The organism is Dysgonomonas sp. HDW5B (genome assembly GCF_011299335.1).
Lineage (GTDB): Bacteria > Bacteroidota > Bacteroidia > Bacteroidales > Dysgonomonadaceae > Dysgonomonas_A.
The window spans coordinates 3,445,728-3,460,532 of record NZ_CP049858.1 but is presented as its reverse complement, the minus strand read 5'-3'; the positions used below and the strand labels follow the sequence as shown (position 1 = coordinate 3,460,532).

Genomic DNA, 14,805 nt, shown 5'->3' with positions numbered 1-14,805 from the left:
AATAGTTCTAAGAACTTAATTTCTCTATTGATAAATAATCTATTTTATATAGAAGAAGGCAGATATCTCTGCCTTCCGTATTACTAATTATATTTGCCGAGATTATATTTTAGAACTCGCTTTTTATATTGAACTTATCAGACGTTCTTCTTTCGGAACAGCGATATAATCCAAAGTAGAACAACGGCTCCTACTACCGACATGATTAGTGTTCCGATGATGCCGCCCGTGGTAATACCCAATAAGCCGTAAAGCCATCCACCCAAAACACTACCGATCAAACCGATTATTAAATTAATAAAGAAGCCGAAACCATTGCCTTTCATTAACCAACCGGCAATAGCTCCTGCCGAAACTCCTATAATTATTGACCAAATAATTCCATAACCTTCCATAATATACTTGTTTTAATTAATATTGATTTAGACATTAATCTTTGTGATAAATAAATCAACTACAATTAAAACAATATAAAACAAAGTTTTGTTCGATATCATCTATTGAACTCAATTGGCAAAACATGACACATATTGTTTCTTGGAAAGCCCATCAGCAAATAATTCCTTTAATTTTCCGACAAAAAAACAGGCTTGTATGGAGATACAAGCCTGTTCTATATATACTATTCTTAATACTGTTACTTATTCCATACTCTTGGAGCAGGAACAGGTTTAAGAGGCTCTCTGTTTTTAAGCTCTTTTGTCACCTCTTCAATTGCTCTATCAAGTTGTTGGTCTTCGCCCGCCCATTCTTTAACAGGATCGTTGTCTATCAAAATATCTGGATCGACACCATGATTTTCGATAATCCATTGCCCTGTTTTGGCATCGTAACTTGTAAAGAATGGTACTCGTATATCCGTACCATCAATAAATGGTAAAGAACCCGATATACCAACTATACCGCCCCAAGTACGTGTACCGATAAGTTTACCTAAGCCCAGGGCACGGAATCCCCAAGGAAAAAGGTCTCCATCGGAAGCCGAATATTTATTGATCAAACATACCTTAGGTCCTACCTGAACTGCATCGGGCACAGTACCTACACGAGTCGAGCCACGACGCATAGTCAAACGGTAAGGCTCACGAGCCAAACGTTCCAAAATCATGGGCGATACATTACCTCCTCCGTTTGCTCTATCATCAATAATCAAACCTTCTTTATCTAATTGAGGATAAAAATAACGTGCAAACTCATTTAATCCTTCCACTCCCATATCGGGAATATAGATATAACCGATCTTACCGTTCGAAGCTTTTTCTACTTTCTTAAGGTTGTTTTGAACCCATTCGTAATGATATAGCGAATATTCCTCCGCTAATGGACTGATAACTATTTTACGTGCACCGGCCAATTGAGCTTTACTATTCAATGAAATCTCGGTAGGTACACCTGCTTTTCCGACTAGTAACGAATACATATCGTTCACGCTGTTAGTAGGAATACCATCAATGGCAACTATAAAGTCTCCTGTTTTGGCATCTATACCTGCATCTGTTAGTGGTGACCGCAGATTTTTGCTCCATGATGCTCCTTGCAGAATCTTTTCTATTCGGAAAAAACCGCTGTTATCTCTCGATATTTCAGCACCTAATAAGCCTGTATTGATACGTTCGGGACGGTCTACCTCTCCGGGGTTAACATACGCATGTCCGCAGTTCAACTCCCCAATCATTTCACCTATTACATAGTTCAGATCGAGACGGTTCTTTACATAAGGTAAAAGAACGGCATACTTTTCTTTGATTGCTTTCCAATCTACCCCATGCATATTTTCCACATAAAATCCGTCACGATACACACGCCATGCTTCATTAAATATCTGATTCCATTCTTGTGGATAATCTGTCGTAATTTTCATATTCGAAAGATTAACAGGTTCTTTCAAATCGGTTTTCCCCGTTGGAATAGCAGTTATAAATACCTGCTTGTTCTTTAAGAATAATGCTTTTTTATCGTGATTTTCGATATATATAGAAGCACCCTCGGCAATAGTTTCTTCTTTTTGAGTCTTCAGGTCAAATACGGATGCCGATCCGCCTTTGTTATAGTATACTTTAGCACCATCCGAATAAAATCCCCAATAATTTGAAGGCTCGAGAGGTAGTTTGATAATGCGGTCTGTTATTCCGTCAAAGTCTATTTTTACAAAATTTGTAGAATCTTTCTTTTCGGCTCCTGCTTTTTTAGAACCTGTAGTATTATCTGATTTTGATGTGTTACTATCTACTTTAACTTCCGCATCTTTCTCTAAGAAAGGCGAAGGGGTTGTTTTCGATAGAAGAGCCATATAAACACCATTTGTATTTGGATATACATGATTCCATTCTTTAGATCCATAGATCGGATTAAAGTCACGTGCGGAAGCAAATATCAGATATTTACCGTCTTTACTGAAAACAGGACTGTATGATTCATACCATTTATCGGTAACAGCAGTTTCTTTCTTCTCGGCAATGTTGAATACATATATTACATCAAACTCATTCGATTCGCTACGAGTATAAGTCAGCCATTTATTATCCGGAGAGAAAGAGACTCCACGAGGTTCGCTTACAGGATCAGTTAATAGTACCGTTTTTTGTTTTGTCGCGACATTCAACAAATTAATCCTGTTCTTTCGATCCGTATATACTATTGATTTTGAATCGGGGCTCCAACTAAAATCACGTATATAAGTATCATTATTAGAGGTCAGTTGTACAGGTTCCGAGCCTGTTGCATCCTGTATGTACAATTCGGTTTCGCCTGTTTTATCCGAAATATAAGCAATAGATTTTCCATCGGGCGACCATTGTGCGTTTCGATCATGTGCACCGGGCGAACGTGTAATATTTTTGGTCACACCTTTATCGGCAGGAAGATTAAATACTTCTCCACGGGCTGTTACTACAAGACGCTCACCATCAGGAGACATACTTGCTGCATTAAGATATTTCTCTCCGTTTTTAATCTCGCTGCGTGCATAAATATTATCCGAAGACAAAGTAATATTCACTTTTACAGGTTGTTTGCTTCCGGCATCGAGTTTATAGATATATCCGCCGTTTTCAAATACAATTGTATTACCGTGATGAGTAGGAAATTTCACATCATATTCTGTAAAATTGGTAACTTTAGAAGTTTGTTTTGTCTTGGTATTATATACAAAGATATTCATGGTGCGGTCACGATCGGATATAAAATAAATATCATCGCCAATCCACATAGGCATAATATCCTGTGCGTCGTTATTTGTTATGTTTTCAACCGATTTGGTGGCAGGATCATACACCCAGATATCATCTGCCATACCTCCTTTATAATATTTCCATGTACGGAATTCACGCATCACACGATTATAAGCTAACTTCTTGCCATCGGGCGAATAGCTGCAAAATCCACCTTCGGGTAATGGAATAGTTTCCGACAGTCCACCCTGATTGCTTACCAGTTTCAGTTTTCCTGTAAATCCATCACTTATGCGATTGCGATATACTATATTTTTTCCATCGGGAGTCCAAGTCATTACAATATTGTTAGGTCCCATGCGGTCGCCAATATCATCGCGGCTATTGGTTGCAGTATACGTAAGGCGAAGAGGTTCTCCTCCCGATGAGGGTATTGTAAATACCTCGGTATTACCATCGTATTGTCCTGTAAAGGCAATGGTTTTGCCGTCAGGCGAAAATTTAGGAAACATCTCATATCCGACATGAGATGTCAATCGCTGTGCTTCACCTCCATTGATGGATGTTTTATACAAATCGCCGGCATACGAAAATACAATTTCCTGACCATTAGTTGCAGGAAAACGCAATAAGCGTGCTTCTTGAGACAATATCTGCGGCAAGAAACAGACCGCAAATACCAAAAATAACATTATTTTTTTTCTTGTAATCATAATATAATAATGTAGGAGTTAATTTTTCATATAAAAACAAAGGTAAAGGTTTGTAGCGAAAGAAAAACAGTTTATTCTATTTTTCACCGTAGATCAAACCAAATCTATCTATAAAAATATTTTGCTTCGCTTTTTGATATTGTGTAAATAAGGGTTACCCATCCGGATAACCCCTACTACCAAAAACATAAACCTGAAATTAACAATTAAAACTCCACTATATTCCAAAAACTCTGCTTCGTATTCAATTCATTGTCAAAAACAAGGGGATAATCATGCCTATTCGGCACAGGAAAGTTGTGCAACCATGTATAATTATCTGCCAATCCCCAGAAAGTAACACTACTGATTTTTCCTCTATTGGCACGGAACACTTCAAATATCATTTTATAAACATCAGCTTGTTGTTTCGCCAACTCGGGAGTCCATGCACGGGTTTCTTTTACCTGATTTTTGACTCCTTCGCCATGATATGTTGTATAAACCGTAAGATCTAGCTCTGTTATATGAATCTCAAGTCCTAAGGACGAAAACATATCTATCGACTTTTGAATATCTTCACGTGTAATGTCCTGCATACTCCAATGCCCCTGCATACCCACTCCATGAATGGGTACACCTACTTCTTTCAGTCTTTTAAGCAATTGATAAGCTTTTTCTCGTTTTTGAGGCTGAACAAGGTTATAGTCATTATAAAATAGCTTCACATTGGGGTTTATACGATGAGCAGTTCTGAAAGCACGTTCTATAAATGCTTCTTTGCAAGCCTTATACCAAGGGCTGTCTGTTCGGTAAAACTCATCAGGCTTGTCAGATAATGCTTCGTTTACGACATCCCAACAATACACATCGTCTTTGAAATGAGTCATTACATCGGTCATGTACCTCTCCATACGATTGTAGAGTGCTGTTGAATCAAGTGGATTGCCATTATCATTCATGAAAAACCATTCGGGCGTCTGATTGTGCCAAACAAGAGTATGTCCGCGCAGTTTCATATTATTCTCACGAGCAAAACCGACAATGCGATCGGCATTCTTATAATTGTATCCGCCACTCTTTACCAATAAATTGGCAGGTTTCATATCATTCTCTGCTGTCAGACTATTAAACTGCTTCTTTATTATGGCAGCTTCCTGACCGGCAAGGTGATTCATCGATACAGCAACCCCCATCTGAAAATCATCTTTATACACTTCTTTCAAGGCAGGAATTACATTTGCCGAAGAAGCATACATGCCTATCATTACCCCTGTAAATCCTCCCGCCGATTGTGTACTCAGATTTTTGGCATCTACATTTTCAACAACCGTTTGCCATGTTTTTCCAGAATCGAAAGAGGCGAAAAAACTGTATTTATCATTGTCTCCTGTAATCTTTAATTTTACAGAGGTTTGCAAATATTCGTCAGGTATCGGAATTTGAGCTATGCGTTTTCTTTCTTTTTCCGAACGATCCAATACAAGTACCACTTTGCTATTATCTATTGTTTTCCCAAAAACAAAATTAAATGCTTCGTTTTGATAACACACCAGTCCTGCGAGATCGTGAGAGTTTTCAGGTATAAACTGTACTTCTGTTTCAGCCTCAAAAACAAGGTGTTGCTGACGGCGACCAATAAAAGCCGGATTATCCACATCGTAAATACTTCGGGGTATAGCGTCCAGTATAAGGTTACCATTTTTCAATCGCCACCATTCATTACGTGGTGTACGTATAGATAACCACTCTTTTGCCAATGTATTTAGTTCAAAGTCATCTCTCCAAGTAAAGTTACCTGAGAAAAAATTTGTACCATTCGGGGCAAGCCCTTTTTTCTTCACAACAGTGGGAACCGGAATCCCTTTCTCCAAAATTAATGGAAAGCCATCTTTCCATTTTACAGGCAATAGAAACGTTTCACGTCCTGTATTATAATGATTCCCCTCATAAGGGCGGCATCCTAAAAATACGGCGTACCACTCTCCTGTGGGAGTTTCTATCAAATCGGCATGACCTACACTGGTTACTATATCGGGACGAGGTTCAGGCATGCCTCTTTGAGTCAGAATCGGATTATTTTCATAAGGAACATAAGTCCCTTTTACATTGTCGGAACGAAGGATCACTTCCGAATGGTTTACACTTGTACCTCCTTCGGCAGCCATCAGATAATACTTACCATTTACTTTATAGATATGAGGACCTTCTATCCAAACAGGCTTTTTACTGCGGTCTACACCTCCGTCAAGCAGTAATTTACGCTCTCCGAATGTCTTGTCGGTTTGTGTGTCATAATCATGTATCCATATTGCTCTGTGCCCGTTCCATTCGGGAGTTCCTTCGGGTGCATCGTTATGTATAATGTATGCTTTGCCATCATCGTCAAAAAACAAAGAGGGGTCTATTCCTCCAACATTGGGAAGCGGTATAGGTTCAGACCAATCGTTCAGCTTCGGATCTTTAGTTTTTACTATAAAGTTACCGATACCATCTACGCTCGTAGTTATCATATAGAAAGTATCGTTGTGCTTGTTATATTGTATATCGGGTGCATATATTCCTCCCGACAATCGGACGCCATCCAGTTGGAGTTGCGAAGGCCGATTCAATACAAAACCAATTTGCGTCCAGTTCACCAAATCGGTACTATGCAAGATGGGTACTCCGGGATAGTACGAAAAAGTAGAATGTACCATGTAATAGTCGTTTCCCTTGCGGCATATACTGGGGTCGGGATAAAACCCACTGACAATTGGGTTAAAGTACTCATTTTTCGGATCAATTTTTCGATTAAATCGGCTGTCATTCCCTTTGTACTCAAAATAATCAAATTTGGCCTGATTAGTTTGTGCCTGAACATTTGTAGTCGCTAAAGGAGTAAATTGAAAACCGATAGTCGTAACTAGTATTAGTTTTAAAATTTTCTGCATAATATGATAGAAATATGATGATATGCAAATGTAGAGTGAGTACAATAACACTCAAAAGATTCTTGTTACACATTCTTTCAAGTACGAAACCTCAGCTTCTTTATTTGTAACATTTACTTTCCTGTTTGTAACAAACCAAAATACTGCAAAATATTAAATGTTCGTTTTAGCTTTCGAGTCCGTAGCGGGTCGAACAAAGATGCACAGTCCTGATCTTTTGTTTTTCATTTTGCATCAAGGCAAAATGAAAAACAAATCCGATAAGGTGCGTTAGTTTAATAGAACATTTACTTCATCATTTACATTATCAACTATCAATCAGACTCCGGCGAAAGATTCGCATTAATATACTCCGAAGGCGACATTCCATAAAACTCCTTAAATGAATTAGAGAAATGCGATAAATTGGAAAATCCCGTAGCATAAGCCACTTCCGAAACAGACAGCTTTTTACTTGTCAACAATGTAGCCGCCTGCTTAAGCCGTATTCCCCGAATAAAATCACGAGCCGATTGGTTCGTTAATTCCTTTAGTTTTCGGTGCATATGCACACGGCTTATTCCAACACTGCTTGCAAGCATTTCTACATTCAGATCGGGATTGGATAGGTCTGCATTGATAACCTTCATCACCTTTTCTATTAAGATTTCATCTGCAGACTTCACTTCTATCTTATCTATCTTATCTTCCTGTTGCTGGCTTCCTGTAAATTTACTTTTCAACCTCTCCCTATTTGCAATCAGATTGCTTATCGTTTGTTTTAAGATATCAGTATTAAAAGGTTTCACCAGATAGGCATCTGCACCAATTTCTAACCCTTCGAGTTTATCCTCGGTTTTCGATTTAGCCGTCAACAATATAATGGGAATATGGTTTATATTAATGTTTTGCTTTATTCTTCGACTAAGGGCAATACCATCCATTTCGGGCATCATCACATCGCTGATAATTAAATCGGGCTTCTCTTTCAGTATGTATTCGAGAGCTTCTTTCCCATTCTTACATTCCTTAATACGGTATTCCGACGATAGCTCATCTCTCATATATTGTCTTATTTCGTCTTCGTCTTCAACGATCAGAATACGGTATTTTGTCCTCGATTTAGTCCTTTTGGCTGTATCTTCCTCAAACTCTTCTTCGAATTTATTACTTATTTCAGTTCTGATTGCTGCACGATTTTCAATCAAAGATTCACTTTCATCGAAAATCTGAAGTTCTTCCTGATTAAAATGAGCACAGCCTAAAGGCAGGCGAATAATAAAATGACTTCCCTGCTTATCGGTTCTGTTTTCGGCATATATAACCCCATGGTGTAACTCGACTAACAAACGCGAGAGATGCAAACCTATACCCGTACCAAAATTGGAATTAGTCTGATCGTTGTTTATCTGGTAGAATCGTTCAAATATTTTTTCTATTTTGTCCTTATCAAGCCCAATACCGGTGTCAGACACACTTATTTCAAAGTACTCTTTTAACGGTCCTCTAGTTGAAGTATTTGTACCTGTTATCAGTTTTACGTTAATCTTTCCGTACTCAGGAGTATATTTAAAAGCATTCGAAAAGATATTCAGCAACACTTTATCGAAATTATTCAGATCGATCCATACTTTCAGCAACTTATCCTCATGTTCAAATGAGAAGTCAATATTGCTCCGTTTCGCCTGATATTCAAAAGTCAGCATTAAGTCATCAATAAATCCGACTATATCCGTTTCACGGCATTTAAGCCGCATCTGCCCTTTATCGAGTTTTCGAATATCCATCAATTGATTGATTAGCCGGAGTATCCGTTGCGAATTCCGATAAATCATCATATACACTTTTTGCTTCTCCACATCCTTATTTTCCGAAATCAACTTTTCCAGCGGATTAATTATTAATGTCATTGGAGTTCTTATCTCATGCGAAATATTAATAAAGAACTGCAATTTAGCTTCACTGATTCTTTCAGCATGATCTTTCTCCATCATTTCCTGCTTGTAACGAATCCTCGAAAAAAGATATCCCACTATTCCATATACTAAGAAAATAAATAAAATTGCATACGCTCCATACGCCCAAACGGTTTTGTACCAGGGAGGAGTAATGATAATACGAATGGTTTTGACAGGCGAATAATTGTCATTATCGTAAGCTCTTACCTTAAATGTATAAGTCCCCGAAGGCAAATTATTATACGTTACCCTGCTGATTCCGGGAGAAGTACTCATCCACTCTGAGTTTAAACCCTCAATCATGTATTGATAAGATATCCGTTCGGGATTAATAAAATCAAGAGTCGAAAACTCAAAGCTGAATGTATTATCCGAATAGGATAATGTAAATGAATCGGCATCTAAAACGGACGTTGAAACAATCTCATTAGCTCCCGATTTATCACCCTTTTTTATCGGCTGATTAAACAGATAGAAGTTCGTTAATAAGATATTTAACTCCCGCTTCTCCTCCACTATTTCTTTCGGGTTAAAACTTGTCACCCCATTGATACCTCCAAAGAATAGTTTCCCGCTGTTATCATTAAATACTGCCCCTCGTGTAAATTCGTTCCCCTGCAACCCATCGCTTGCATAATAATTGATAAAACGGTTATCCTTACTATTAAATTTGCTGATCCCATTATAAGTACTTATCCATATATTATTTTGGTCGTCCTCTGCAATACCGCATATCACATCGTTTGATAATCCGTTTTTGGTAGTATACGATTTCATTTGCTGAGACTGTTTATCAAAACAATATAAGCCGGACGAGGTTCCTATCCATATTTTTCCGGCTTTATCCTCCAATAAAGACAGTACTACAGTACCGGGCAATAAATTATTCTTACCCAAATAGGGCAGAAATGTTTTTTTAGAGGGATCAAAACAACTAACCCCTTTATAATGCCCTATCCAGATGAAACCGTCTCGGTCGCAAATCATATAATTAACCCAATCATTTGATAATTCATCAACCGAAAGGCTATCATTTTCATTTTTAGAGGATTCATAATGGTTCAGTTCGTTCCCCTCCTTATCCAAAACTAAAAAGCCCGAACCGTATGTACCGATAAGAAGATTCTTATTTTTGTCTTCGGTTATGCAATACACCTTTTCATTGCTAAAACGTTTAACATAGTCGCAATATCCTGTTTTTTGATTAAACTTAGCCAATCCGTTTGCATAAGAACCCAACCATATATCGCCCGATGAATCTTCGAAAATAGAATGTATTATATTAGGAACCGAATTGGGAGAAGCTGTCCGATAGAAATGAGCAATCCTTGCCCCATTATTATTTATACCGTAAATACCATCATTGTCGGTACCTATCCATGTAATCCCTTCTTTATCTTTATAAATTGCAGTAACACAGCTAGATCCGATAGGGTTATTTTTGAATGACTTGTAACCGTAATAATTAAACTTATTCTCTAAAACGGGAATAAAAATTACCCCTTTCTGAAAAATCCCCAACCATAAATTCTGATCCTTATCCTGCAAAATTGAGTGGATCTTACCTTTAGAAAAATCAAAAGGAGGAGAATTGACTTCATAATCTTCTATTATATTTTTCTCGCGATTGTACATCATCAAGCCCTGCCCGTCGGTTCCGATATATAGCTGATCCTCCTTATTTATCATTAACGAGCTGACAAGCAACTGCGTACTCCCCTTATACAAAATAGGATCAAAAGTTTGTGTCTTCGGATTGTATTTGCTGAGCCCCTGCGTAAGCGTGCCCACATAAATATTTCCTTCGATATCTTCTTTTATAGCCGATATATTGTTGCTATTAATACCATGCGATGCTTTAAATACAGTAGTTTTCTTTGTTCGGGGATCATAACAGTTGAGTCCGTCATTTTCGGAACCTATCCAGATATTGAACTTGGAATCCTGAAAAATACAATTCAGAAAATTACTACTCAAAGACTTGGTCAATACGGGGTCAGAGAAAACATCATCCGTTCCTTTTTTCAATATAAAAACGCTTTGCCCCGAAGTTGTCAGCCAAATATCTCCATTATGAGTTTCAATAATAGAAATTACATGAGGACGTACAAGCTTACCTTCACGATACATCTTTATATCTTTAAATGAGTCTGTAGCCCAATCGTACTTCATAAGCCCCAATATAGTACCCACATAAAAATTACCTGAACTGTCTTCAAATAAAGTTCGTACATAGTTATGTTTAAGCGAAGTAGAATCTCCGTCAATATGCTTATAGATTGTAAAATTAATACCATCAAACCTATTCAGACCATATTCGGTAGCAATCCAGATAAAGCCTCTGCGATCCTGATAAATCTGATTGATAAGGCTGTTAGATAATCCATTGTCGGTAGAATAATATTCACGGTTCTGGGCAGGAAGCCCCTGATTAAATAGAATACTTATTAGAAAAATGAGTAATAAGGTTGCCGATTTTTTCATTGGTAATAGATTGATTCTTTCCATATTTCCACAATAAACCTTTCAATTTCAGGATAAATCAAAACTGTAAAGATGGAGGGATATTAGATTTCTTAAGAATGTATAAAAGTATAGCTTCAAATATAAATGAATATTCTAAATATCAAAGAAAAAAAGATGCTTAAAGTCTCAAAAAACAGGACTTATCATACCATGAACAATAAGATGTAACACATACGAAACAAAATGTAACGAGCACATAAAACATGTTACAGCATCAACATAATAAGATACATTTTAGACGATGCAATAACATATTTATTCATAATTTCGAAACGTTGTAAAAAATGTTAAATCTTATAAATCTAAATCTCTGTAAAAAATAGCATAACACATTCCGAAATATGTCCTTATAAGTAAAAGAAAATATTTAATGATATATTTTAAAGGTATAACAACCTATCGCTGTTTTGCTTACCAAAGCAATAAATAGTTCTGCGAACTTATGACCCAATAACCTCTCAATTATTAATTTTATTACCAACATCATGAAAGACATTATTGTTTCGAAACCCATTCGGGTTTTACTTTTATTCCTCTTTATTCCCCTGTGGCTGTTTGCACAGAATATATCCGTAAAAGGAATAGTGAAAGATGCCAAAGGCGATCCGCTTATTGGTGTAAGTGTGATTGAAAAAGGAACCTCCAATGGCGTTGTCACCGATCTGGACGGACAGTATACATTGAACGTTTCGTCTAAAGCTAAACTTGATTTTTCATATTTAGGATATGTCTCCCAAACAGTGGATGTAACAGGAAGAACCAAAATTGATATTGTATTACAAGAAAATGTAAAGGCACTTGATCAGGTGGTAGTTATCGGTTATGGTACTCAGCGAAAAGAGGCTGTAACAGGATCTGTGGCTTCAATAAAAGGAGATGCAATTCGTGAAATGGCAGCCTCCGATGTTTCGTCGGCGCTATACGGTCGTCTTGCCGGAGTAGATATGTCGCAAACATCATCTAAACCGGGTGCTTCGATGCAGATTCGTATTCGTGGTACACGTTCTTTGAGTGCCAGTAATGACCCTCTGATTGTTCTTGACGGTATTCCATTTGCCGGAAGTATGAGCGACATTAACCCCAGTGATATTAAAAGTATCGATATTCTGAAAGATGCTTCTGCAACAGCCATTTACGGTTCTCGTGGGGCAAACGGGGTTCTGTTGGTTACAAGTAATAAGGGGCAAATGGGAGCAAAAGCAGCGGTAAATTACAATGGATTTGTAGGGATGAAAACTCTTTTTGCCAGATACCCGATGATGAATGGAGAGGAGTTTGTTAAACTTCGTGAGTTTGCAGGAATGTTTACTCAAAACGGAGAAGACGAATCTAATAATGTGAATACCGACTGGCAAGACCTTATGTACGAAAATAGTATGGTAACCAATCACGATTTAAGCGTTTTAGGTGGAACCGAACAAGGAAGTTACAATTTCAGCCTTGGTTATTTTCGGGACGAGTCGTTATTACCCCAACAAAACTTCACCCGCTATTCGATGCGTGGTACGCTTGATCAGGGAATAGGTCAAAACCTGAAATTCGGATTCATCACAAATAATAACTATTCTGTATCCAATGGAGGAAATTTAGGCTTGTATAATACCCTAAGTGCCACACCAATCTCTAATCCTTATAACGAAAACGGCACATGGAGAAGAACCATAAGAATGGCTAGTGACGAGCAGTGGGTATATTCAAGAGAAACAATAGATGCGCTTGGTGACAAATGGATCGATCAGACCCGAGCATTCGGATCATACAACACCATCTACGGAGAAGTAAAAATTCCGGGTGTAGAGGGATTGAAATACAGGCTTAACTTAGGCTTGAACTATCGTCAAAACAACGGAGGAAGTTATACGGGAGAAGGTGTATTCAGTGCCACTCCCACAACACCTTCAACCGCATCGGTATCTAATACACATACAACCAACTGGGCAGTCGAAAATCTGGTAACTTATGACCGGGTATTTGCTGAAAAACATTCGCTAAATGTAGTTGCATTGTATTCAGCCGAAGAAACTCAATATAATAAATCGCAGATGTCGGCTCAGGGTATTCCTTCAGATGCCTTTCAGTTCTATAATTTGGGACATGCAACAGGCGAAATTGCGGTTAAACCGGGCGATCAGGACTATTACAGAAGTGGCTTGATGTCATGGATGGGACGTGCCATGTACTCTTATGATGACCGCTATATGCTAAGTGTTGCATTTAGATCCGATGCCTCGTCAAGATTGGCTCCGGGAAATAAATGGCATACTTATCCTGCTGTATCTGCCGGTTGGAATGTCAAAAAAGAAGCATTTATGGATGGTGTTACTTGGTTAGATAACCTGAAATTAAGAGTAGGATATGGACAAACCTCCAATGAATCTATTTCGTCCTACAAAACTCTTGGACGTTTAAGTACCAGACCATACAATTTTGGTGAATACAATACCGTGGGGTATTATGTTTCGGAACTTCCAAATCCGAATTTAGGTTGGGAATATTCTGAAACATGGAACTATGGTGTAGACTTTTCTTTTCTGAACGGGCGAATTTCAGGTAGTGCCGAATATTATATACAAAACACAAAGGATCTTTTGCTTAGTGTAAATCTTCCCTCAACAGCAGGCGTAGGCAGTTATATGGCCAATGTCGGAAAATCGCAAAACAAAGGATTTGAGCTTACACTCAACGGAACTGTATTGGATAATTATAACGGCTGGACTTGGGACGTTGGTGTCAACCTTTATGCCAACCGCAATAAACTAGTTTCACTTGCTTCGGGACAAACAAGAGATGAAAGCAACTGGTGGTTTGTTGGTCATCCCATTGATGTAATATACGACTATGAGAAAATAGGTCTTTGGCAGGAAGGCGACAAGTATCGTGATATTTTGGAACCCGGAGGAAATGCGGGTATGATTAAAGTAAAATACACGGGTGAGTTTAATGAAGATGGTTCACCCAAAAGACAAATTAATGCCAGCGATAGACAAATAATGAATGTAAATCCTGATTTTCAAGGAGGTTTCAATACCCGTGTAGCTTACAAAGGATTTGATTTAAGTGTTATAGGTGCTTTCCAAAGAGGAGGTATTTTGATTAGCTCTATCTATTCTTCAGCAGGATACCTGAATATGTTGAGCGGACGAAGAAACAATGTCAAAGTAGATTATTGGACTCCCGAAAATACAGACGCCCGATATCCCAAACCCGGAGGTATAGAGAGTAGCAACAACCCTAAATACGGTAGTACTCTTGGTTACTTCGATGCATCATACCTGAAAGTACGCAATATTACACTGGGCTATAATTTCAACTCACAACTAACCAGAAGCCTTGGTGTTAACAAGCTCTACATTTATACGACCATACAGAACCCGTTTGTACTATTCTCTCCGTACCACGATGAGTCGGGCATGGATCCTGAAACCAACTCTCTTGGTGACGAGAATCAGGCAGTTACTACTGCATACAAAAAACGTCTTCTGGTTATAGGAACCAATAGTCCATCGACCCGCAACTACCTGATAGGCTTAAATGTAACATTCTAAAA

The 14,805-nt window shown here is 38.1% G+C and carries 5 protein-coding genes; 1 reads left to right on the top strand and 4 read right to left on the bottom strand.

Going from position 1 to position 14,805, the window contains the following annotated elements; all coding sequences use genetic code 11:
* Positions 1–137: 137 nt before the first annotated feature.
* The 4 genes from G7051_RS14325 to G7051_RS14310 all read right to left on the bottom strand — a co-directional run bounded on the left by G7051_RS14325 (position 138) and on the right by G7051_RS14310 (position 11,216).
* Entirely contained in the window at positions 138–395 is a 258-nt protein-coding gene (locus tag G7051_RS14325) for a GlsB/YeaQ/YmgE family stress response membrane protein (RefSeq protein ID WP_166116495.1), read from the bottom strand.
* A gap of 242 nt (positions 396–637) precedes the next feature.
* Positions 638–3,862, bottom strand: coding sequence for a S41 family peptidase (locus G7051_RS14320; protein WP_255493380.1), 3,225 nt, complete (start codon positions 3,860–3,862; stop codon positions 638–640).
* Between the two features lie 227 nt (positions 3,863–4,089).
* The gene (locus G7051_RS18150) at positions 4,090–6,795 is read right to left on the bottom strand and encodes an endo-1,4-beta-xylanase (RefSeq protein ID WP_185154991.1); all 2,706 of its coding nucleotides are present in this window, start codon (positions 6,793–6,795) and stop codon (positions 4,090–4,092) included.
* A gap of 314 nt (positions 6,796–7,109) precedes the next feature.
* Positions 7,110–11,216, bottom strand: coding sequence for a two-component regulator propeller domain-containing protein (locus G7051_RS14310; RefSeq protein ID WP_166202821.1), 4,107 nt, complete (start codon positions 11,214–11,216; stop codon positions 7,110–7,112).
* A gap of 527 nt (positions 11,217–11,743) precedes the next feature.
* On the opposite strand from G7051_RS14310, the gene G7051_RS14305 reads away from it, so the two are divergent.
* Complete coding sequence (locus G7051_RS14305; protein WP_166201283.1) at positions 11,744–14,803, top strand: TonB-dependent receptor; 3,060 nt, start codon at positions 11,744–11,746, stop codon at positions 14,801–14,803.
* Positions 14,804–14,805: the final 2 nt, after the last annotated feature.

Coding starts and splice junctions, on each gene's coding strand:
- G7051_RS18150 (WP_185154991.1), bottom strand. CDS start 6,795: ATGCAGAAAATTTTAAAACTAATACTAGTTACGACTATCGGTTTTCAA.
- G7051_RS14320 (WP_255493380.1), bottom strand. CDS start 3,862: ATGTTATTTTTGGTATTTGCGGTCTGTTTCTTGCCGCAGATATTGTCT.
- G7051_RS14310 (WP_166202821.1), bottom strand. CDS start 11,216: ATGAAAAAATCGGCAACCTTATTACTCATTTTTCTAATAAGTATTCTA.
- G7051_RS14305 (WP_166201283.1), top strand. CDS start 11,744: ATGAAAGACATTATTGTTTCGAAACCCATTCGGGTTTTACTTTTATTC.
- G7051_RS14325 (WP_166116495.1), bottom strand. CDS start 395: ATGGAAGGTTATGGAATTATTTGGTCAATAATTATAGGAGTTTCGGCA.